General features: G+C 65.7%; 16 protein-coding genes and 1 pseudogene. All 17 read left to right on the plus strand.

Annotation, left to right across the window (positions count from 1 at the left end):
- Window positions 1-727: 727 nt before the first annotated feature.
- The 17 genes and pseudogenes from tssA (at window position 728) to HMPREF2581_RS13210 (ending at window position 21,416) form a co-directional block, all read left to right on the plus strand.
- Window positions 728-2,284: a type VI secretion system protein TssA gene (gene tssA / locus HMPREF2581_RS13135; protein ID WP_003140090.1), complete on the plus strand. Its 1,557-nt coding sequence runs from the start codon at window positions 728-730 to the stop codon at window positions 2,282-2,284.
- A 35-nt stretch (window positions 2,285-2,319) separates the two neighbouring features.
- Window positions 2,320-2,826 (plus strand): type VI secretion system contractile sheath small subunit, encoded by a 507-nt coding sequence (tssB, locus tag HMPREF2581_RS13140; RefSeq protein ID WP_003087592.1) that lies wholly within the window; start codon window positions 2,320-2,322, stop codon window positions 2,824-2,826.
- A gap of 27 nt (window positions 2,827-2,853) precedes the next feature.
- The gene (gene tssC, locus HMPREF2581_RS13145; protein ID WP_003087596.1) at window positions 2,854-4,329 is read left to right on the plus strand and encodes a type VI secretion system contractile sheath large subunit; all 1,476 of its coding nucleotides are present in this window, start codon (window positions 2,854-2,856) and stop codon (window positions 4,327-4,329) included.
- 12 nt (window positions 4,330-4,341) lie between these two features.
- Window positions 4,342-4,749: a type VI secretion system baseplate subunit TssE gene (gene tssE / locus HMPREF2581_RS13150; protein WP_003140089.1), complete on the plus strand. Its 408-nt coding sequence runs from the start codon at window positions 4,342-4,344 to the stop codon at window positions 4,747-4,749.
- Between the two features lie 10 nt (window positions 4,750-4,759).
- Window positions 4,760-4,927: pseudogene (locus tag HMPREF2581_RS32960) on the plus strand (PAAR domain-containing protein); the annotation flags it as partial.
- A 159-nt stretch (window positions 4,928-5,086) separates the two neighbouring features.
- Complete coding sequence (gene tssF / locus HMPREF2581_RS13155; RefSeq protein WP_003087605.1) at window positions 5,087-6,874, plus strand: type VI secretion system baseplate subunit TssF; 1,788 nt, start codon at window positions 5,087-5,089, stop codon at window positions 6,872-6,874.
- The gene (gene tssG, locus HMPREF2581_RS13160) at window positions 6,838-7,845 is read left to right on the plus strand and encodes a type VI secretion system baseplate subunit TssG (RefSeq protein WP_003140086.1); all 1,008 of its coding nucleotides are present in this window, start codon (window positions 6,838-6,840) and stop codon (window positions 7,843-7,845) included. Before tssF ends, tssG begins: the two co-directional genes overlap by 37 nt.
- Before the next feature lie 6 nt (window positions 7,846-7,851).
- Window positions 7,852-10,485 (plus strand): type VI secretion system ATPase TssH, encoded by a 2,634-nt coding sequence (gene tssH / locus HMPREF2581_RS13165; RefSeq protein ID WP_003140083.1) that lies wholly within the window; start codon window positions 7,852-7,854, stop codon window positions 10,483-10,485.
- A gap of 10 nt (window positions 10,486-10,495) precedes the next feature.
- Window positions 10,496-12,007, plus strand: a complete 1,512-nt coding sequence (locus HMPREF2581_RS13170; RefSeq protein ID WP_003140081.1) for a sigma-54 interaction domain-containing protein — start codon at window positions 10,496-10,498, stop codon at window positions 12,005-12,007.
- Between the two features lie 88 nt (window positions 12,008-12,095).
- On the plus strand, window positions 12,096-12,236 hold the full coding sequence (locus tag HMPREF2581_RS13175) for a hypothetical protein (protein ID WP_003087614.1): 141 nt from the start codon (window positions 12,096-12,098) through the stop codon (window positions 12,234-12,236).
- 17 nt (window positions 12,237-12,253) lie between these two features.
- Complete coding sequence (gene tagH, locus HMPREF2581_RS13180; protein ID WP_003140079.1) at window positions 12,254-13,447, plus strand: type VI secretion system-associated FHA domain protein TagH; 1,194 nt, start codon at window positions 12,254-12,256, stop codon at window positions 13,445-13,447.
- A 5-nt stretch (window positions 13,448-13,452) separates the two neighbouring features.
- A complete protein-coding gene (gene tssJ, locus HMPREF2581_RS13185) occupies window positions 13,453-13,959 on the plus strand; it encodes a type VI secretion system lipoprotein TssJ (RefSeq protein WP_003110438.1) in 507 nt (168 codons plus the stop codon).
- Window positions 13,956-15,287 carry a type VI secretion system baseplate subunit TssK gene (gene tssK / locus HMPREF2581_RS13190; protein WP_003087620.1) on the plus strand — a complete coding sequence of 444 codons (1,332 nt, stop codon included), beginning with the start codon at window positions 13,956-13,958 and terminating at the stop codon, window positions 15,285-15,287. The genes tssJ and tssK overlap by 4 nt, the downstream gene beginning before the upstream one ends.
- Before the next feature lie 2 nt (window positions 15,288-15,289).
- Window positions 15,290-16,159 carry a type IVB secretion system protein IcmH/DotU gene (icmH, locus tag HMPREF2581_RS13195; RefSeq protein ID WP_003120354.1) on the plus strand — a complete coding sequence of 290 codons (870 nt, stop codon included), beginning with the start codon at window positions 15,290-15,292 and terminating at the stop codon, window positions 16,157-16,159.
- A 15-nt stretch (window positions 16,160-16,174) separates the two neighbouring features.
- Entirely contained in the window at window positions 16,175-19,702 is a 3,528-nt protein-coding gene (gene tssM / locus HMPREF2581_RS13200; protein WP_003140078.1) for a type VI secretion system membrane subunit TssM, read from the plus strand.
- On the plus strand, window positions 19,702-20,430 hold the full coding sequence (locus HMPREF2581_RS13205) for a PP2C family protein-serine/threonine phosphatase (protein ID WP_003110437.1): 729 nt from the start codon (window positions 19,702-19,704) through the stop codon (window positions 20,428-20,430). The genes tssM and HMPREF2581_RS13205 overlap by 1 nt, the downstream gene beginning before the upstream one ends.
- Window positions 20,427-21,416 carry a serine/threonine-protein kinase gene (locus HMPREF2581_RS13210; protein ID WP_003140077.1) on the plus strand — a complete coding sequence of 330 codons (990 nt, stop codon included), beginning with the start codon at window positions 20,427-20,429 and terminating at the stop codon, window positions 21,414-21,416. The genes HMPREF2581_RS13205 and HMPREF2581_RS13210 overlap by 4 nt, the downstream gene beginning before the upstream one ends.
- The last annotated feature ends 1 nt before the right edge of the window (window position 21,417 follow it).

The raw sequence follows: 21,417 nt of genomic DNA on the forward strand, positions 1-21,417 counted from the left end.
GGTGATGGACATATAGGCGGGGGTTGCCATGGATGCTCTCCTTGCGTGAGTAGGAAATCCCGCGGGTTGGACCACCCCTCGGGCAACTTCACCTAACAATTCTCATGCCAGTGTTTTAACTATCCTTATAAATCAAACGCATCCGACGGATAATTGTTATCCATGTCTCGTTTTGAATGAAAAATAACAAGTGAATTGAGCAAGAAGTTGCGCAGTGCTGTGCAACTTTTTGCGCAGTAGTGTCCAGGCCAGTATTTTCAAGGGCTGTGGGCTGTTATTGGGGATGTTTCTTGGTTTTCATTGTGCAACTTCTTGCACAATCGCTATTACGCTCTAAATCAGCTGTTGGTCCGCTTGGAAGGCCTATGTTTCGAGGCTCTCCAGAGGAATCCACTGTTGTCTGCCTTATTTTTTATAAATTGTTAACTACCTGTTTTGGTAGGGTTTTCCAAATGGCCATCAATGTCGTTATGATGGCTATAGCCAAGCCGTAAAGGGCATGGACGCAGACGCCTGACGTTTGGCTGAAAATCTTTCATTGATTCGTATCAATGAATAGGAAAATTCCCAAAGAGGGAATTTCCTGTTGCTTGCCAGTTTTTATGTTGTTTTCATGGAAAAGGCAAAGAGCTCTTCAGACTATTGGGATTTTTGTTCGGTTTTTATGCCAACTAGTTGAATTGTTAAGATATTCATTGGCGCACATGGTGTGCATTGAAGGGTTAGGATGACCTATTCGAGCAAGCTCTCCTCGCATTATCTGGAACTCGCGGAACAGCCGATTTCAAAGGATGTCTTTGCGGGTGAGGATGTGCGTTTTTCCAGCGAATACGAGGCGCTGGAAAATGAGCTGGGCAAGGCGCTCTCGCTCCATGAGAACGGCCAGACCGACTGGTTGAAAATCCTGGAAAACAGCGAAGCGCTGCTTAGTGCCCAATCCAAGGACCTGCGTGTTGCAGCCTGGTTGACCTGGGCCCTCTACCAACGGGAATCCTTTCCCGGTTTGCTGGCCGGACTGGGATTGCTGGAACGTCTGTGCAGCCGGCATTGGGTCGAGATCCATCCGCTCAAGGCGCGCACTCGCGCCGCGGCCATTGCCTGGCTGGTGCCCCGGCTGGAGCAGGCGCTGAACGAGAACGTACCGATCAAGGAGCAACTCCCCCTGTTCCGGCGTCTCGCCGAGCACCTGGAAAAACTCGATACCGCGCTGACCGCGCAACTGGGCGACGACGCGCCCTTGTTGCTGCCGATCAGCCGACGCCTTTCGGGCATGCTCCAGCGCGCCGCCGACAACCAGCCCGAACCTGGCGTGGTCGGCGCCGTGGTGGCCCAGGTCAAGCAGGCGGCCAGCCAGTTGCTGGCGCCGGGTGCGCCCATCGACAACGAGCGCGACGCCCACAAGGCCATGCGCGCCCAGCAGGAGGCCGCACGCCCCCTGTGCGCCTGGTGGCTGAAGCAGAAAGCCACCGATCTGCGCGCGCTGCGCCTCAACCGGACGATGCTCTGGCTGCCCATCGAGTCCATGCCCGAGCGCAATGCCGAACAGGTCACCGCGCTAAGGGGAGTGCCGGCGGACAAGCTGAAAAGCTACCAGGAGCGTTTCGCCCAGGGCCTGTACGCCGATCTCCTGGTGGAGCTGGAGGCGAGCCTGGCACGGGCGCCGTTCTGGTTCGACGGCCAGCGCCTGGTCTGGGAGTGCCTGCAAGGGCTCAACGCCGAGCAGGCGATGCGGGAAGTCGAAATGCATTTCGCCTTGCTCCTGCAGCGTCTGCCGGGGCTGGTGGAGCTGCGTTTCCACGACGGCAGCGCATTCGCCGATGCGGCCACCCGTGGCTGGATCAGCGTCCATGTCATGCCCCATCTCCAGAACGACAGTGCGCCGCGCAAGGTCGAGACCGTGGCCCTGCAGGCCGAATGGGACGTCGCCCTGGACGAGGTCCAGCCGGTGTTGCGCAAGGACGGCCTGAAGGCGGCGGTACAGGTGTTGAAGCAGGGCATGAAGCGCGCCCACGGCGGGCGCGCCCGGTTCTTCTGGCAACTGAGCCTCGCGCGACTGTGCTTCCTGGCGAAGAAGTACGAGCTGGCCAAGACCCAGCTGGAGAGCCTCGACCATCAGTTGCACGAATCGGGATTGCACGCCTGGGAGCCCGATCTGGCGCTGGATGTACTGCACCTGCTGCATAGCTGCTGCGAGCTGTTGCCGCAGAACCACGCCGTGCGAGAACGCAAGGAAGACATTTATCGCAGGCTGTGCCACCTCGATCTCGAGGTGGTGCTCGAATAGGGCTTCGCGCCCTCAATTCTCAAGGAGAAAAAGCCATGGCCAAAGAAGGCTCGGTAGCCCCAAAGGAACGCATCAACGTCACTTTCAAGCCCGCCACCGGCGGCGCCCAGGAAGAAATCGAACTGCCGTTGAAGCTACTGGCGATCGGCGATTACACCCAGCGCGGGGATGAGCGCAAGGTGGAGGACCGCAAGCCGATCGGCATCGACAAGATGACCTTCGACGAGGTCCTGGCCAAGCAGGAGCTGGGGCTGACGCTGAGCGTACCCAATCGTCTCCAGGAGGAGGGCGGCAGCGACGAGCTGGCGGTGGGGCTGCAGATCAACTCGATGAAGGACTTCAACCCGGCCAGCATCGTCGAGCAGGTGCCCGAGCTGAAGAAGCTGATGGAGTTGCGCGATGCGCTGGTGGCCCTCAAGGGCCCGCTGGGCAACGCCCCGGCGTTCCGCAAGGCCATCGAAAGCGTACTCGCCGACGACGAGTCCCGTAGCCGTGTGCTGGGCGAGCTGGGGCTGAGCGCCGCCCCCTCCCAGGACGCCTGAGCCACCCCTAGCCAAGGAAGCAGATACATGAGCACCAGTGCCGCACAGCAAGGCCGGAACCAGAACGGCGAATACAACATTCTCGACAGCATCATCGCCGAGACCCGCCTGAGCCCGGACGACGAGGCCTACGACATCGCCAAGCGCGGCGTCTCCGCCTTCATCGAGGAATTGCTCAAGCCGCAGAACGACGGCGAGCCGGTGAAGAAGGCGATGGTCGACCGGATGATCGCCGAGATCGATGCCAAGCTCAGCACGCAGATGGACGAGATCCTCCATCATCCCGATTTCCAGGCGCTGGAGTCGGCCTGGCGCGGCCTGCAACTGCTGGTCGACCGCACCAACTTCCGCGAGAACATCAAGATCGAGATTCTCAGCGTTTCCAAGCAGGACCTGCTGGACGATTTCGAGGACTCGCCCGAGGTGATGCAGTCCGGCCTGTACAAGCACATCTACACCGCCGAATACGGCCAGTTCGGTGGCCAGCCGGTCGGCGCCATCATCGCCAACTACTACATGTCGCCCAGTTCGCCCGACGTCAAGCTGATGCAATACGTCTCCAGCGTGGCCTGCATGGCCCATGCGCCGTTCGTGGCGGCCGCCGGTCCGAAGTTCTTCGGCCTGGAAAGCTTCACCGGCCTGCCGGACCTGAAGGACCTGAAGGATCATTTCGAAGGCCCGCAGTTCGCCAAGTGGCAGAGCTTCCGCCAGTCCGAGGATTCCCGCTACGTGGCGCTGACCGTACCGCGCTTCCTGCTGCGCACGCCCTACGATCCGGAAGAGAATCCGGTCAAGTCGTTCGCCTACAAGGAGACCGTGGCCAATAGCCATGAGCATTACCTGTGGGGCAACACCGCCTATGCCTTCGGCACCAAGCTGACCGACAGCTTCGCCAAGTATCGCTGGTGCCCGAACATCATCGGGCCGCAGAGCGGCGGTGCGGTGGAGGACCTGCCTTTGCACCACTTCGAGAGCATGGGCGAGATCGAGACCAAGATCCCCACCGAGGTGCTGGTGTCCGATCGCCGCGAGTACGAACTGGCCGAGGAAGGCTTCATTTCCCTGACCATGCGCAAGGGCAGCGACAACGCCGCGTTCTTCTCCGCCAGCTCGGTGCAGAAGCCGAAGTTCTTCGGCATCAGCGCCGAAGGCAAGGCCGCGGAGCTGAACTACAAGCTCGGCACCCAGTTGCCGTACATGATGATCGTCAACCGCCTGGCCCATTACCTGAAGGTCCTGCAACGCGAACAGCTGGGGTCGTGGAAGGAGCGTACCGACCTCGAGCTGGAGCTGAACAAGTGGATCCGCCAGTACGTCGCCGACCAGGAAAACCCCAGCGCCGAAGTGCGCGGCCGTCGCCCGCTGCGCGCTGCACAGATCATCGTCAGTGACGTCGAGGGCGAGCCGGGCTGGTACCGCGTCAGCCTGAACGTGCGCCCGCACTTCAAGTACATGGGGGCGGACTTCACCCTGTCGCTGGTCGGCAAGCTGGACAAAGAGTAAGCGGAGCTTTCCATGACCGGATACGGCAGCCTGTTCGAGCGCCTGAACGGCGACGCGGATAAGCGCGTCGGCTGGAGCCGCGAGGTTTCCGCCATGGCGTCGGTGGCTGCCCATCTGGGCAAGATGCTCAGCACCCGGGCGGGCAGCGTGCAGACGCTGTCCGACTACGGGTTGCCCGATCTCAACGACATGCGCCTGAGCCTGCACGACTCCCTGAGCCAGGCCCGCTCGGCCATCGAAGGTTTCATCGAGGCTTACGAACCGCGCTTGAGCAACGTGCGTGTCGTTTCCCTGCCGCGCGACAACGACCAGCTCCGCCTGGCCTTCAGCATCGAAGGGTTGCTGGAGGTGGAAGGTTTCAAGCGCCAGGTGAGTTTTTCCGCATGCCTGGATGGCAGCGGCCAGGTGAAGGTCAGCTAAGGAGGTTTCGATGTCCGGCAAACCCGCAGCCCGCGTTTCCGATCCAACCGCTTGTCCGCTCCCCGGGCACGGCAGCAATCCCATCGTCGTCGGTTCCGCCGACGTGTTCTTCGACGGCCTCGCGGCGGCCCGCCAGGGTGACGCCTCGGCCTGGCGCTGTACCGCTTCGATGCCTGGTTCGTCCATGAGGTCTTCTGAGATGGGCGCGAATCGGGTCGATTACGGAAAGACAACGGACACCGTGGGTTTCCGATCTTCAGGCCAGAAATGTCATTGCGGTTTTGGCGGCAGCGGTCAGACGACTGCCATCAGTGAAACGATATCCAGCAGGTAGGCCGTGTCCTTCAATCATTACTACCAGAGCGAACTCACCGCACTGCGCCAGCTGGGGCGCCGTTTCGCCGAGCGTAGCCCGGCCCTGGCCCCGTTTCTCGGGCAGGTCGGACGCGATCCGGATGTCGAGCGCCTGCTCGAGGGCTTTGCCTTCCTGACCGGGCGGTTGCGGCAGAAGCTGGACGACGAGTTGCCGGAACTCAGCCACTCGATGATGCACCTGCTGTGGCCGAACTATATGCGCCCGCTGCCGGCTTTCAGCATTCTCCAGTTCGACCCCCTGACCCGCCCGGGCGGGGCGCTGCGCGTGGAGCGCGATACGCCGGTCGAGAGCCGGCCGGTGGGCGAGGTCGCCTGTCGCTTCCGTACCTGCTACGCCACCGAAGTCCTGCCGCTGGTGCTGGAGGCGCTCAACTATTCGGTGACCGGCGAGGGTGCGCTGCTCGGCCTGCGCCTGGCGATGAACTGCGACGGGCATCTCGGCGAGCTGGGCCTGAGTCGGCTGCGCCTGCACCTGGCCGGCGAGCGCTACATCAGCCAGATGCTCTATCTGTGCCTGCTGCGCAACCTGGAGAGCATCCAACTGATTCCGCTGGACGCCCATGGGCGGCCGCTGGATGGCGTGGCCGGCAAGCCGATGTCGTTCCGCCTGACGGGCGAGCGGGTGCAGCCGGTGGGGTTCGCCGAAGACGAGGCGTTGATTCCCTATCCGCTGAATACCTTCCGTGGCTATCGCTACCTGCAGGAATACTTCGCGTTCCAGGACAAGTTCCTGTTCGTCGACGTGGATGGCCTTGACCTGCTCGGCGCTCTGCCCGAGGAAACCCTCAAGCAGGTCCGCGGCCTCGAGTTGCGCTTCGATATCCGCAAGAGCGGCATCCAGCGCCTGCACCCGACGCTGGAGAACGTCAAGCTGTACTGTACGCCGGTGGCCAACCTGTTCCGCCACGATGCGCTGCCGATCCGCCTAGACGGCAAGCAGGACGAATACCTGCTGATGCCGGCCGAATACAGCCTGGAGGACTGCGGGGTGTTCTCGGTAGAGGGCGTCACCGGCTGGCGGCCGGGCGGGCTCGGCTACCAGGCCTACGTGCCGTTCGAGTCCTTCGAGCACGATCCCAGCTTCGACGTTCCCGAAGCACGGCCCCACTACAGCGTCCGGCAACGTACCTCGTTGCTGCACGATGGCCTGGACACCTACCTGAGCTTCGGCATCCGCCATCCCGAGCAGATCGAGACGCTGTCGGTGGAACTGACCTGCACCAACCAGAACCTGCCCCAACGGCTGCGCCTGGGCGATATCTGCGTCGCCTGCGAAGGCACGCCGGAGTTCCTCGGTTTCCGCAATATCACCCCGGCGACGCCGAGCTACGCGCCGCCGCTGAACCGCGATTTCCTCTGGAAACTGATCAGCAACATGTCGCTCAACTACCTGTCGCTGGCCAACGTCGACGCGCTCAAGGTGATCCTCGAAACCTACGACCTGCCGCGCTACTACGACCAGCATGCGGCGAAGGTCAGCAAGCGCCTGCTGGGCGGGCTCAAGGCGGTCCGCCACGAGCATGTCGACCGCCTGCATCGGGGCCTGCCGCTGCGCGGCTTGCGTACCGAGCTGACGATCGATCCGGAAGGCTACATCGGCGAGGGCGACCTGTTCGTGTTCGCTTCGGTTCTGAACGAATTTTTCGCGCTTTACGCCAGCATCAACTCCTACCACGAGTTGCGGGTGAGGAGCACACAGGGAGACGTGTACCAATGGAAACCGCGCATGGGTTTGCAGCCCCTGCTGTAAGCGCGCTGGCCCGGGGCATTCGCGAGTACTCGCTGTTCCAGGCGGTCCTGCTGGTCATGGATCGCCTGCGCGAGGAACATCCCGGCCTGGGAGACGAAGCGCTCTACGATCAGTTGGAATTCCAGGCCAATCCTAGCCTCGGCTTCCCGGGCAGCGATGTCGATCGGGTGGAGTTCTTCGAAGAGCGCGGCATGCTGCGGGCGCGGCTGCGTTTCAACCTGATCGGCTTGTTCGGTGCCAGTTCGCCGTTGCCGGCGTTCTACAGCGAGCAGGCCCTGGGCGACAGCGAGGAGGGCAATCCTACGCGGAACTTCCTCGATCTCTTCCATCACCGCCTGCATCGGCTGCTATTGCCGATCTGGCGCAAGTACCGCTACCGGGTGAGCTTCCAGAGCGGCGCGAGCGATGCGTTCTCCGCTCAGTTGTTCGCCCTCGTCGGATTGGGCGGGGAAGAGATCCGCAAGGCCAGGGAACTGAACTGGAAACGTCTGCTGCCCTACCTGGGCCTGCTCAGCCTGCGGGCGCACTCGGCGGCCTTGATCGAGTCGGTGCTGCGCTACTACTTCAAGCATGCCGAACTGGTCGCCGAGCAGTGTATAGAACGGCGCGTCGCGATCCTCGAAGAGCAGCGCAACCGACTCGGCCTGTTCAACAGCCAGCTTGGCGAAGACGCGGTGCTGGGCGAACGGGTCCGCGACCGCAGCGGCAAGTTCCGCATTCATATCCGCCAGCTCGACTGGCAGCGCTTCCACGAGTTCCTGCCGATCGGTCCCGGCTACCAGCCGCTTTGCGCGCTGGTCCGCTTCACCCTGCGCGACCCGCTCGACTACGACATCCGGCTGGTCTTGCGCCAGGAGGAAATCCGCGAGTTCCGCATCGGCGCTCAGAACGCCTGCCGCCTTGGCTGGACCAGTTGGCTGGGCCGGGAGCGCGCCGATGGCGTGGTGACGCTGGGCAGCAAGATTCATTAAGGATGGATGAGCATGATCAACGTAGACCTGCAACAACTGATTCAGGCGCTGGATGCCGACACCCGGCGCGACCTCGAAGGCTCGGCCGAGCGCTGCGTAGCCCGTGGCGGCAGCAAGGTACTGGTGGAGGACCTGTTGCTGGGCCTGCTGGAGCGTCCCCAGGGACTGCTGGCGCGCGCCCTGCAGGATGCCGCGGTGGACGCCGGCGAACTCAACGCCGCGTTGCAAGCGCGGGGCGAGCACAGCGCCTCGCGCAATCCGGTGTTCGCGCCCGAGCTGGTGCAGTGGCTGCAGGATGCGCTGTTGCTGGCCAACCTCGAACTGGGCCGTAGCCAGATCGACCAGGCGGCATTGATCCTGGCCCTGCTACGCAACCCGTTGCGCTATGCCGGCAGCCGCTACCAGCCGCTGCTGGCGCGGCTCGACATCGAGCGGTTGAAGGATTTCGCGCTCTCGCAGCCGCTGGAGGGCGCGCCCAGCGGCAAGCCGGGCGGCGGCGAGTCCCTGTTGCAGCGTTTCACCCACAACCTTACCCAGCAGGCGCGCGACGGCAAGCTCGATCCGGTGCTCTGTCGCGACGGGGCTATTCGCCAGATGGTCGACATCCTGGCCCGTCGGCGGAAAAACAACCCCATCGTGGTCGGCGAGGCTGGCGTCGGCAAGACCGCCATCGTCGAAGGCCTGGCCTCGCGGATCGCCGCAGGGGAAGTGCCGCCGGCGCTGAGGGACGTCGAGCTGTTGTCCCTCGACATGGGCCTGTTGCAGGCCGGTGCCAGCGTGAAGGGCGAGTTCGAGCGGCGCCTGAAAGGCGTCATCGACGAAGTGAAGGCAGCGCCCAGGCCGACCATCCTGTTCATCGACGAGGCCCATACGCTGATCGGCGCGGGCGGTCAGGCCGGCGGCTCGGATGCCGCCAACCTGCTCAAGCCGGCCCTGGCACGTGGCGAGTTGCGCACCATCGCGGCGACGACCTGGGCCGAATACAAGAAGTATTTCGAGAAGGACCCGGCGCTGGCCCGGCGCTTCCAGCCCGTGCAGTTGCATGAGCCGAGCGTTGCCGAGGCGGTGACGATCCTGCGTGGCCTGGCCCGGGTTTACGAGGAAAGCCACGGTATCTACCTGCGCGACGACGCGGTGGTGGCCGCCGCCGAACTGTCCGCCCGCTACCTGGCGGGTCGCCAGTTGCCGGACAAGGCCGTCGACGTCCTCGACACCGCCTGTGCGCGGGTGCGCATCAGCCTGGCGGCGGCGCCGGAGAGCCTCGAGCGCCTGCGCGGCGAGCTGGCCGAAGGTGAGCGCCAGCGCCAGGCCCTGCGCCGCGATGCCGAGGCAGGCCTGCCGATCGACCACGATGCCCTGCAGGCGCTGGAGGAGCGTCTGGCCCAGGCGGAAAGCGAGCGGCACGTACAGGAGGACCAGTGGAGCCGCCAGCGCGAACTCGCCGAGCGCCTGCTCGCCCTGCGCCAGCAATTGGCCAGGGCCCGCGAGGCGAACCGGGAAGAGCAGGGCAGCGAGGCGGATGCGGAGGCTTTCCCGGCCGACGAGCATGGCGGTGTCGAAGCCCTGGAAAAGGCCCTTCACGAAACCCGCCAGGCGCTCGCCGATGCCCAGGCCCAGGGGCGGCTGGTCAGCTTCGAGGTCTGCCCGCGCCTGGTTGCCGAGGTGATCGGCGCCTGGACCGGCGTACCGGTGGAACAACTGGCGCGGGAACACAACGCCAAGGTGATGGGGTTCGCTGACGACCTGCGGGCGCGGATCCGTGGCCAGGAACAGGCGGTCAGCGCCCTGGACCGCGCGATGCGCGCCACCGCGGCCGGGCTGAACAAGCCCGATGCGCCGGTCGGCGTGTTCCTGCTGGTGGGCCCGAGCGGGGTGGGCAAGACCGAGACCGCGCTGGCGCTGGCCGACCTGCTGTATGGCGGCGAGCGTTTCATCACCACCATCAACATGTCCGAGTTCCAGGAGAAGCACACCGTCTCGCGCCTGATCGGCGCGCCGCCCGGCTATGTCGGCTATGGCGAGGGTGGCATGCTCACCGAGGCGGTACGCCAGAAGCCCTATTCGGTGATATTGCTGGACGAGGTGGAGAAGGCCGATCCGGACGTGCTCAACCTGTTCTACCAGATCTTCGACAAGGGCGTGGCCAACGATGGCGAAGGGCGCGAGATCGATTTCCGCAATACCTTGATCCTGATGACCTCCAACCTCGCCAGCGAGCACATCGCCGCGCTTTGCCAGGACGGCGCGCGGCCTTCCGCCGAACTCCTGGAGGAAACCATCCGGCCGGCGCTCAGCCGGCATTTCAAGCCGGCGCTGCTGGCGCGCATGCGCGTGGTGCCTTACTACCCGGTGGGCGGCCCGGTACTGCGCGAGCTGATCGAGATCAAGCTGGAACGCCTCGGCGAGCGTCTGGCGCGCCGTCAACTGGCTTTCGACTACAGCCAGGCGCTGGTGGACCACCTGGCCGAGCGTTGCACCCAGAGCGACAGCGGCGCACGGTTGATCGACCACCTGCTGGACACGCACCTGCTGCCGCTGGTGGCCGACCGTTTGCTGGAAGCGATGGCGCGCGACGAGCGTCTCGAGCGGGTCCATGCGACGCTGGGCGAGCACGGCCGCGTGCTCTGCGAGTTCGCCTGAGGTGGGTGCGATGTTCAGCCGCGTACCGCAACCCCTGGCCTTCGCCGAAGCCCTGCTCGCTCAGTTCGGCGCGCTGTCGCGGGAAACCGACATCGCGGCCCTGCTGGGCGGTTTCGCACGCGCAGTCGGCGAACTCAGCGGCTGCGAGCTGAGCCAGCTGTATCTGCTCGACCAGACCCATACCGCGCTCACCCTCAACGCCGAATGCCGGGACGGCCTGTTGCAGGCGCTGGAGCCGTCGAGCCTGCCGGCGGACTACACCGGCGAGCAGTTGCTGCAGTTCGCCCTGTGCCAGAACCGCGTGGTCAGTCTCGTCGACCTGCCGTCGCGGCTGCACGAGACCGGCTTCCTGCCGGCAGGGGAGCAGCCCTGGCTGTCCCTGCTCTGCGTTCCGCTGGTGAGCCCGGAGAAAACGGTCGAGGGCATGGTGGTCTGCGCCACCCGGCGCCCACTGGACCTGCAGGGATTCGCCCATCCACTGGGCCAGTTGGGCTCGTTCGTGCTGGCCCAGCTGCATCTGCTGCAACGCCTCTCGCAACCCTCCGGCGAGCCGCAGGGACCGTCCAGCGCGCCGGTGGTCAGCGGCTACGGGCTGATCGGCAGGAGCGCGGCGATGCGTGAGACCTGCCGCCTGATCAGCAAGGTCCTGCACAACCCCTATACCGTGTTGCTGCAGGGCGAGACCGGTACCGGCAAGGAGGTGGTCGCACGGGCGATCCACGAGTACGGCCCGCGGCGAGCACAGGCGTTCGTGGTGCAGAACTGCGCGGCGTTTCCGGAAAACCTGCTGGAAAGCGAGCTGTTCGGCTACCGCAAGGGCGCCTTTACCGGTGCCGAGCGCGATCGTCCCGGGTTGTTCGATGCCGCGGATGGCGGAACCCTGCTGCTCGACGAAATCGGCGACATGCCCCTGTCGCTCCAGGCCAAGCTGTTGCGCGTGTTGCAGGAAGGCGAGATTCGCCCGCTCGGCGGCAACGACACGCACAAGGTCGATGTACGCATCATCGCCGCTACCCACCGTGACCTCGCCCTGCTGGTCCGCGATGGCAAGTTCCGCGAAGACCTCTACTACCGGCTGGCGCAGTTTCCCATCGAGTTGCCGCCGTTGCGCCAGCGCGAGGGCGACGCCCTCGAACTGGCCCGGCATTTCGCCGAACGCGCCTGCGTGTTCCTGCGCCGCGCGCCGCTGGGCTGGTCCGCGGAAGCGCTGGAACTGCTCGACGGCTATGGCTTTCCCGGCAACGTTCGGGAGCTGAAGGGACTGGTGGAATGCGCGGTACTGCTCTGCGAAGGCGATGTGCTGCTGGCCGAACACTTTTCCCTGCGCGCGCCCCCGGAAGCGGAGGCGCCGCTCAAGCTGCGCGAGCACCTGGAGCAGATCGAGCGCGACCTGCTGCTCGCCTGCCTGCGCAGGAACGCTGGCAACCAGACCCTCGCCGCGCGCGAACTGGGTCTGCCGCGCCGAACCCTGATCTATCGCATGGGACGCCTGAACATTCATTTCGGCGATCCCCGGACCTGAAGCCCATGATCGAGATTTCCTTCCATCCAGCCCTGCCGGGCGCGCGCCTGGAGCGCGGCGTCCGCAGCCCTTCCATGGAGACTCCCTGATGCCTGTTCGTCACTGGCCCGCCGTGCTTCTGGCCCTGGCCGTCCTCTGCGGCCTCGCCGGTTGCAGCGGCAACTACAAATTCAACGACGGCGACTATCGCCCGCTTGGCGATCCGCAGGCGGTCAATCGCGGCAAGTGACCGCAAGGAGCGATCTCATGGAACTGGTATTGGAAATGCTCAGCGCCAAGCAATTCGTACCGACGGAGCTGTGCAGCAAGACCTTCGGCAGGAACGGCGGCCTCATCGGCCGCGGCGGTGAGTGCGACTGGGCGATTCCCGATCGCAAGCGGCACCTGTCCAAGCAGCATGCGCGGGTCAGCTATCGCAACGGCGCGTTCTACCTGACCGACACCAGCAGCAACGGCATCCGCGCCGGCAACGGCAGCCGCCTGCCGCATGGCGAGCCGCAGCGCATCGAGCAGGACAGCGTCTTCCTGCTCGGCGACTTCGAGATCCGCGCGCGGTTGCTGCGCGAGCCCGACGAGCTCGCCATGGACGTCGGGCGGCCGCAGCCGGCGGGCAGCATCATTCCGGACGATGCCTTCCTGGCCCTCGATCCGTTGCAGGCGCTCGACCAGGACGGTGCAGATGCCTACGAACTCGACGACCTGAGCGCGATTGCCCAGCCCAGCCAGGAGGCCGGGGCGCGTGCGGACTACGCGCGGATCGACATGGAAAGCCTGGTCGTACCGGAGCTGGTGCCCGCCCCGGCGGCTCCGCAGGAACCCGTGGAAAGTCCGCGTCCGGGTCACGACGAAGCCTTCTGGCAGCGTTTCGGCCAGGCCCTGGGAATGGACCTCGAAGGCCTCGACGGCGCTGCGCGCGAAGCGCTGGCGATCAACGCCGCCGGTTTGCTGCGGCAGTGCATCGGCGGCTTGCAGCAGAGCCTGCGGACCCGCAGCGAACTGAAGAACGAACTGCGCCTGTCGCTGAGCACGTTGCGCGATACCGGCAAGAATCCCTTGCGCTTCAGCGCCGATGCCGGCGAGGCGCTGGGTCATCTGCTACGGGATGGCAAGCCTGGCCAGTTGAGTGGCGAACAGGCCGTCGCACGCAGTTTCCGCGACCTCCAGGCGCACCAGGTGGCGCTGCTCGGCGCCAGCCGGGCGGCGGTGCGCGCGACCCTCGAGCATTTCTCGCCGCAGCAGCTGACCCTGCGTTTCGAGCGCGACGGCCGCCGGCCGTTGCTGGCCACCTCGGGCAGCCGCTGGCGTGCCTATGGTCGCTACCACCAGTCGCTATGCCAGGACGACGACTGGAGCGAGCGCCTGCTGGCACGTGATTTCGCCCAGGCCTACGAAGAGCAGGTTCGCCTGATTTCCACCCTCTACACCGAGCACCAAGGATGATCGCCATGTCTCGTCGCCCGATTCCGCCAGCCAGGGCGCTGGCCATGCTCGCCGTCCTGGCGCTGCTGGCCGGCTGTTCCACGCTGTCGCCGTATTCCAGACTGACCAAGCTCGACCTCGCCCTGAGCGCCGGCGAGCGGGTCAATCCCGACCTCAATGGCCGGCCGTCGCCGGTGGTAGTGCGGCTGTTCGAGCTGAAGCACCCGGTGGCGTTCGAGAACGCCGACTTCTTCAGCCTCTACGAACGTCCCAAGGAGACCCTGGACCCCGACCTGGTGACCAGCGAGGAGCTGGAGCTGCGGCCCGGCGAGCGGGTCGAACTCAAACTCAGCGTGGAGGAGGGGAGCCGCTACGTGGGCGTGCTCGCCGCCTACCGCGATCTCGGCGAGGCAAGCTGGCGCTACGTGGTGCCGGTCACGGCGAAAGAGCTGACCCGGGTAGAGCTGAAGCTGGGCCGGAAGGGCATCCTGAATGCCGGCGAACTGCTCGGCAAGGCGGGTGACGCGCGATGAACGTGCACAAGATCGTCTGGCAGGAAGGCATGCTGCTGCGCCCGCAGCATCTGCAACACAACGACCGCTACTACGACAACCAGATGAAGGCCCGGACCCAGTTGCTGGGCAGCTACAACTGGGGCTTCCTCGCCCTGGAGCTGGACCGCCAGTTCCTCAACATGGGCAAGCTGGTGATCAGCCAGGCCTCCGGCGTACTGCCCGACGGCAGCCTGTTCGAACTCGGCGGCAACACCGAGCCGCTCGCCCTCGACGTGCCGCCCAATACCTCGAACGTGCCGATCTACCTGGCCCTGCCGCTGGTCACCGGTAACCACATCGAGGCGCGCCGGCCGGAGCAGGCCGAGGTCCTGGCGCGCTATACCGCCTACGATCTGGAGGTGGCGGACTCCAACGCCGGCGAGGATTCCATGGTGCAGGTCAGCTGCGCGCGGCCGGATTTTCGCCTGCTGCTCGGCGAGCAGCAGAGCGACCAGGCCTACGTCAAACTGAAGGTGGCGGTGGTGCTGGATACCACGCCGGACGGGGTGATCAGCCTCGACCCCGACTTCGTGCCGAGCTACCTCCACGCCCACGCATCCGCCTACCTGCTGTCCTGCCTGAAGGAGGTGATCAGCATGCTCGGCCATCGCGGCGACACCATCGCCGAGCGTATCCGGTCCAATGGCAAGGTCGGCGGCGCGGAGGTCGGCGATTTCATGATGCTGCAACTGATCAATCGCACCGAGTTGCTGCTGCGCCACTACCTGGGATTGGAGCAGGTGCATCCGGAGCAGTTGTACCGGGTGCTGCTGACCATGCTCGGCGACCTCGCCACCTTCGGCAGCGAGAGCAAGCGTCCGCGCCTGGACAGCCGTTACCAGCACAGCGACCAGGGCGCCAGCTTCCGCAGGCTGATGGAGGCGATTCGCCAGGTCCTGTCGATGGTGCTCGAGCAGCATGCCATCGAACTGCCTCTCCAGGCCCGCCAGTACGGCATCCTGGTCTCGCCCCTGCACGACCACAAGCTGCTCGGCAGCGCCTCGTTCGTGCTCGCCGCCAGTGCCAATTGCGAGTCGGAGGAACTGCGCCAGCGCCTGCCCGCGCATCTCAAGGTGGGTGCGGTCGAGCACATTCGCCAGTTGGTCAACCTGCACCTGCCGGGGATCCGGGTCAAGCCGCTGCCGGTGGCGCCGCGGCAGATCCCGTTCCACTCCAACAAGACCTATTTCATTCTCGAACCCAACGCCGAGGATATGACCCAGCTGGAGCGCTCCGGCGGTTTCGCGTTCCACGTATCCGGCGAGTTCTCCGAGCTTGAACTGAAATTCTGGGCCATCAGGAACTGAACATGATCAAGGAAAGGGAATACCACGAGGACGAGAAGACCGTCCTCCTCGATCACCAGGGACAGGTACCGGCCCAGGGGCCGCTGACCGATTTCGCCGAACCGCCGCGCTTCGAGCAGCTCGAGGAGCGGATGATCTACGCGGCGCGCCTGCGTCCGGGCGAGGCCTTCAACGTCAGCCTGAACCCGCTGGTGGCGGCGGCTTCCGAACTGCTTTCGGAAGTGGTCCGGCTCAAGCACAGCAGCGTGCTGGAGAACCTTGCGGCGCTCAAGGAGCGGTTGACCTCCGCCATGAAGCTCTTCGAATTCCGCGCCGTGCAGGATGGCGTGGAAAACAGCCAGGTCATGGCGGCGCGCTACGTGCTGTGCACGGTGGTCGACGAGGCGGTGGTGACCACCCCGTGGGGCAACGAAAGCGAATGGTCGAAGATCAGCCTGCTGAGCAGCTTCCATAACGAGACCTTCGGCGGCGAGAAGTTCTTCCAGTTGCTCGACCGGCTGTCGAAGAACCCGGTCAAGCATCTGCCGATGCTGGAGCTGATGTACCTCTGCCTGGCCCTCGGCTTCGAGGGCAAGTACCGGGTGATGGCTCGCGGCGTGCTCGACCTGGACGGTATTTCCGATGCGCTCTACCGGCAGATCCGCCAGTTGCGCGGCGACGTGCCGCGCGAACTGTCGCCGCACTGGCAGGGGCTCAGCGACCAGCGTCGCGGCCTGGTGCGGATCGTGCCCTGGTGGATGGTGGCGCTGTTCACCCTGGTCTGCCTGGTGGTGATGTATTCGGGATTCGCCTGGGTTCTCGGCGAGCAACGCGACACGGTGCTGCAGCCTTACCAGTCGCTCGATGCGGCGGCAGGACAGCCCGGTTCGTAAACACAGGGACGCGAAATGAAAAACTTCTTCAAGAAAGTCGGCGCCTTCCTGCGCAAGACGTGGGTCTGGACGCTGCTGCTGGTACTCCTGGCGGCATTGCTGGTGTGGTTCGTCGGGCCGCTGCTGGCGGTCGCCGACTACAAGTTCTGGGAAAGCCCGACCTCGCGGTTGCTGAGCATCAGTCTGATGTTCCTGGTCTGGGGGCTGGCGATGGTCTTCGTCAGCTGGCGCGCCGGAGTGCGGCGCAAGGCCGTCGAGGACAGCGACGAGGGCCAGGAGCGCCTGCGCCGTGACGGTCTGATCGAAGACGAACAGAAGGAATTGCGCAGCCGCTTCAAGGACGCCTTGCGCACCCTGAAGACCTCCAGCCTGTACCGCGGTCGTAGCGAGCGCTGGCGCAACGAGCTGCCCTGGTACCTGCTGATCGGCCCGCAGGGAAGCGGCAAGACCAGCCTGCTGGACTTTTCCGGACTGGAGTTCCCGATCAACCGGATCGACCGCAAGCTGACCCGCGATACCGCCGGCACGCGCTACTGCGACTGGTACTTCGCCGACCACGGCGTCCTGATCGACACCGCCGGGCGCTACCTGACCCAAGCCGACGGCGAGGTCGACGGGGGCGCCTGGGCGACCCTGCTCGGCCTGTTGCGCAAGCGCCGCCGCGCACGGCCGCTGAATGGCGTGATGGTGTCGATTCCGGTGGAAACGTTGCTCAGCGACGACGAGATGGCGCTGGATACGCTGGCTCGCCAGGTGCGCGCGCGCCTGCAGGAAATCCAGCAGACCCTGCACCTCGATCTGCCGGTCTACCTGGTGCTGAGCAAGGCCGACCAGTTGCTCGGCTTCGACGAGTTCTTCGACCAGTTGAGCCGCGAGGAGAGCGACCAGGTTCTGGGCACCAGCTTCGGCAAGGAGCAGAACGGCACCGATGTGACGGTCCTGCGCCAGGCGTTCGAGGACCTTCTGCGACGCCTGAACAGCCAGGTGATCATGCGCATCCACCAGGAGCGCGATACTCTGCGTCGCGGTCGCATCCTCGACTTCCCGCACCAGCTTGGCCAGATCGGCGAGCGGTTGTGCCTGTTCGTCGAACTCGCCTTCACCGGCAATCGCTACCAGCGCGCCAGCCGCCTGCGCGGCTTCTACCTGACCAGCGCGCCGCACCTGGCCCAGCAGCTGGATGAGGACACCGCCGGCATCGGCGCCAACCTGGGGATCGCCAGCGGCCTGCTGCCGACCCTGCGCAACGGGCGCTCGCGCTTCATCCATCACCTGCTGAGCCAGGTGATCTTCCCCGAGGCCAACCTGGCAGGTCTCGATCGCCGCGAGCGCACGCGCATCCACTGGGGCCAGCGCGCCCTGTACGTCGGTTCGCTGGCGCTCCTTCTGCTATTCGGCCTGCTCTGGGCTGGCGGTTTCTCGGCCAACCACGAGCGCCTGGAGCGGGTCCGCGAGCTGGCGCAGCAATGGGCCCAGCAGCGCCAGGCGCTTGGCGAGCGCGACGACGCCATGGCGGCGCTGAAGACGCTGGATAGCAGCTATGCGGCGACCACCGTGTTTCCGCCCAAAGGCGAAGTCTCGCTGCACGAGCGCGCCGGGCTGTACCAGGGCAACGAGGTCAACCCGCCGCTGACCGCTGCCTATCGCCGCGAGCTGGAGACGCAACTGCTGCCGCGCGTGGCGCGGATGCTCGAAGCGCAGATCCGCGGCAACATGCAGAATCGCGAACGCCTGCTCAACAGCCTGCGGGCCTACCTGATGCTGAATCTGCGCGAGCGCCGCGAGAACGGATGGCTCAAGGACTGGGTGGCTACCGACTGGTCGCAGCGCTATGCCGGCAACGGCACCGTGCAGAATGGCCTGAACACGCATTTCGCCCGTCTGCTCGAGCAACCGTTCAGCTATCCGCTGAACGACACCCTGGTGGCCCAGGCACGCCAGGTGCTGCGCAGCGAGTCCCTGGCCAACGTGGTCTACCGGGTGCTGCGCGAACAGGCGCGAAGCCTGCCCGAGTATCGCTTCGGCCAGCACCTGGGGCCGCAGGCCGGTCTGTTCGTCGGCACCGACTACGTGATCCCGGGGTTCTACACCCAGCAGGGCTACCAGCAGTACTTCGTGGTCCAGGGCGCCAGCCTGGTCAACGACATCCTTCGCGACAACTGGGTCCTGGGCGAGGGCAGCGGGATCAGCGACATGGACCTGCGGCGCCTGATGGTCGAACTCGAGCAGTTGTATTTCCGCGACTACGCGAACTTCTGGAGCGAGGCGGTCGGACGCCTGGGCCTGCTGCCGTTCAACGATGCCGGCGAGGGCGCCGACCAGGTTTCCGGGCTGCTCGCCGCCAACTCGCCGATCCTCCAGTTGTTGCTGGAGGTCCGTGAGAACACCCGTTTCCCGGTCCTGGCGGAGAGCGCCGAGGCGCTGGCAGAGGCCAGCGACAAGGCCGCGGAAAAGGGCGGCAAGCTGGGCAAGGCGGCCGCCGCGGCGGCCGGCAAGGCCAGGGACGCGTTGGCGAAGAACCTGCCGGATACCGCGAAGAAGTCCCTGCAACGCCGCTTCGAGCCCCTGCATCGCCTGCTCGACGATAACAACGGCCCGGCGGCCGACCTCACCCCGCTGTTGCAGGCGCTCAACGAGTTGCAGTTGCAACTCGCCGGACTGGCGCGCGCCAGCCAGCCGGAGCAGGCGGCTTTCGACATGGCGAAGAGCCGCATGGGCGGCCAGCGCGATGCCCTGAGCAACCTGCGCAACGCCTCCGCGCGACTGCCGCGACCGCTCGGCGGATGGTTCAGCGTGCTGGCCGAAGACGCCTGGCGGCTGGTCCTCGGCGATGCCTACCTGTACCTCAACCAGCGCTACCAGAGCGAGCTGTACGGTTTCTACAGCAAGGCGATCAACAAGCGCTACCCGTTCAACGCGCACAGCGCCAGCGATGTCGCGGTCAGCGATTTCCGCGAGTTCTTCAAGGCGCAGGGCGTCGCCGAACGCTTCTTCGAAACCTACATGCGGCCCTTCGTCAGCGGCGACCCGGGCAGCTACCGCCTGCGCAGCGTGGACGGCTACAGCCTGCCGATGTCCAAGGTCTATCTCGACCAGATGGGCACGGCCCAGGTGATTCGCCAGAGCTTCTTCGCCGAGAACCCGGCCGAGCCGCAGGTGCGCTTCCGTCTGGAGCCCTATACCCTCGATCCTGGCGTCAGCCGCGCCGAGTTCCGTTTCGACGGTCAATCCATGGAATACCGCCACGGCCCGATCGTGCCGATGTCGTTCAAGTGGCCCAGCGACGCCGACGGCGGCCGCACCAGCCTGGTGCTGGAGAAGATGGCCGGGCGACCGGTGGGAATCGAACGCAATACCGGGCCCTGGTCGCTGTTCAGGCTGTTCGACCTGATGCAGACCGAGTACCTCAGCGGGCGTGACGTGATGGTGCTCAAGGCCGACCTGGGCGGCCTGCGCGCCAACTACCTGCTGCTCGCCCAGCGCACGCCGAATCCGTTCGATCTCGCGGTCCTGCGCAGCTTCCGCATGCCGGTGCAGCTCTGATGCAACGCACCGAGCCCTGGCGCAGCGCGGCGCGCACGGATCGCGGCAAGGTCCGCGCGCGCAACGAGGATGCCTTCCTGGACTGCCCGGATCGCGGGCTCTGGGTGGTCGCCGATGGCATGGGCGGGCACCAGGCCGGCGACCTGGCCAGCCGGATGATCGTCACCAGCCTGGCGGAACTGCCGGCCCGGGCGGGATTCGACGAGCGCCTGAACGCGATGCGCCAGTGCCTGCACTGGCTCAACCGGCGCCTGGGCGAGGAACTCACCCTCAGCGCCGAACGCGGCGACAGGATCATCGGCAGTACGGTGGTGGCGCTGGTCGTGGAGGGTTCGCGGGCGGCCTGCGTGTGGGTCGGCGACAGCCGCTGCTACCTGTGGCGCGGCCAGCGGCTGTACCAGCTGTCCCGCGACCACTCGCTGTTGCAGCGACTGGTCGACGAACGGCGGATGGATATCGAGCAGGCGCGCGCCTATCCCTCGGCGCGCGCGCTGACCCGTGCCGTCGGCGCCAGCGAACAACTGGTGCTGGACGTGTTGGAACTGGAGGTGCATCCCGGTGATGTCTTCCTGCTCTGCAGCGACGGGCTCTACGAAGAGCTGAGCGCCGATGCGCTGGGCCGCGCGTTGAGCCTGGCATCGCCGCAGGTGGCGGTGGAGCGGCTGTTCGACGGCGCCCTGAGCGGCGCCGCGCGGGACAACCTGACGGCCGTGGTGATCCGTCAATGAACGAACCGCTGTCGTCGCTGGAGCTGCTGCCGGAGGAGGAGGGCGGCGCGAACCTGACCTATTTCGCCTTCGCCGCCCCGACCGCCTCGGCGCCGGACCTGCCGGCGGTGTTGCCCGGTCCGCTGCCGGACGTTCTTTCCGGGCGCTACCGTCTGGAGCGGATGCTCGGCGCCGGCGGCATGGGCACGGTATACCGTGCCCGGGACCTGCTCCATGAGCAGTTCGGCGACCCGGCGCCGCTGGTAGCATTGAAGCTGCTCAACGAATCGGTCGCCGAGTCACCCGACGCCAGCGCCTTGCTCTATAGCGAGTTCGCCCTGACCCGGCGCTTGCGCCATCCGAACGTCGTGCGTCTGTTCACCTTCGACGTCGACACCGTCTGCCAGCGCGCCTACATCGTCATGGAACTCATGCCTGGCCTGCCGCTCGATCGCCTGCTCTGCGAGCGTCCCGAAGGCCTGCCCTGGTCCGAGTTGAGCGCGATCGCCCGGCCGTTGCTGGACGCCCTGGCCTATGTCCACGAACAAGGGGTGCTGCATGGCGACCTGAAGCCGAGCAACGTGATGCTCGGCGAGGAGGGCGTGCGGCTCTTCGACTTCGGCCTCGGCCAGGCGCAGGCAGGCATCCTGGACGGCCTGCCGCAGCTCAGCCGGGGCCGCATCGACGCCTGGACCCCGGGCTACGCCGCTCCCGAACTGCTCGAGGGTGCGCCGTTGTCGCCGGCAGCCGACCTGTATGCGCTGGCCTGCGTCCTCTACGAACTGGCCGACGGTCGCCATCCGTTCCGCCGCCTGCCCTCGAACCAGGCCCGGGAGCAGGGGCTGGAGCGCCAGCTGCGCGCGCCCGGACACCTGCCTCGGCGCTGCTGGCCGGCGCTGCGTACCGCCCTGAGCCTCGACCCCGAACGGCGCTGCATCGGCGTCCGCGAATTGCAGGAAGCGCTGGGCGCGCGGCGTTCCTGGCTGGCCGGCGTTCTTGCCCGTTGAG

The sequence above is a fragment of the Pseudomonas sp. HMSC057H01 genome (assembly GCF_001836405.1).
GTDB lineage: Bacteria > Pseudomonadota > Gammaproteobacteria > Pseudomonadales > Pseudomonadaceae > Pseudomonas > Pseudomonas aeruginosa.

Coding starts and splice junctions, on each gene's coding strand:
- tssA (WP_003140090.1), top strand. CDS start 728: ATGACCTATTCGAGCAAGCTCTCCTCGCATTATCTGGAACTCGCGGAA.
- tssB (WP_003087592.1), top strand. CDS start 2,320: ATGGCCAAAGAAGGCTCGGTAGCCCCAAAGGAACGCATCAACGTCACT.
- tssC (WP_003087596.1), top strand. CDS start 2,854: ATGAGCACCAGTGCCGCACAGCAAGGCCGGAACCAGAACGGCGAATAC.
- tssE (WP_003140089.1), top strand. CDS start 4,342: ATGACCGGATACGGCAGCCTGTTCGAGCGCCTGAACGGCGACGCGGAT.
- tssG (WP_003140086.1), top strand. CDS start 6,838: ATGGAAACCGCGCATGGGTTTGCAGCCCCTGCTGTAAGCGCGCTGGCC.
- tssH (WP_003140083.1), top strand. CDS start 7,852: ATGAGCATGATCAACGTAGACCTGCAACAACTGATTCAGGCGCTGGAT.
- HMPREF2581_RS13170 (WP_003140081.1), top strand. CDS start 10,496: ATGTTCAGCCGCGTACCGCAACCCCTGGCCTTCGCCGAAGCCCTGCTC.
- HMPREF2581_RS13175 (WP_003087614.1), top strand. CDS start 12,096: ATGCCTGTTCGTCACTGGCCCGCCGTGCTTCTGGCCCTGGCCGTCCTC.
- tagH (WP_003140079.1), top strand. CDS start 12,254: ATGGAACTGGTATTGGAAATGCTCAGCGCCAAGCAATTCGTACCGACG.
- tssJ (WP_003110438.1), top strand. CDS start 13,453: ATGTCTCGTCGCCCGATTCCGCCAGCCAGGGCGCTGGCCATGCTCGCC.
- tssK (WP_003087620.1), top strand. CDS start 13,956: ATGAACGTGCACAAGATCGTCTGGCAGGAAGGCATGCTGCTGCGCCCG.
- icmH (WP_003120354.1), top strand. CDS start 15,290: ATGATCAAGGAAAGGGAATACCACGAGGACGAGAAGACCGTCCTCCTC.
- tssM (WP_003140078.1), top strand. CDS start 16,175: ATGAAAAACTTCTTCAAGAAAGTCGGCGCCTTCCTGCGCAAGACGTGG.
- HMPREF2581_RS13205 (WP_003110437.1), top strand. CDS start 19,702: ATGCAACGCACCGAGCCCTGGCGCAGCGCGGCGCGCACGGATCGCGGC.
- HMPREF2581_RS13210 (WP_003140077.1), top strand. CDS start 20,427: ATGAACGAACCGCTGTCGTCGCTGGAGCTGCTGCCGGAGGAGGAGGGC.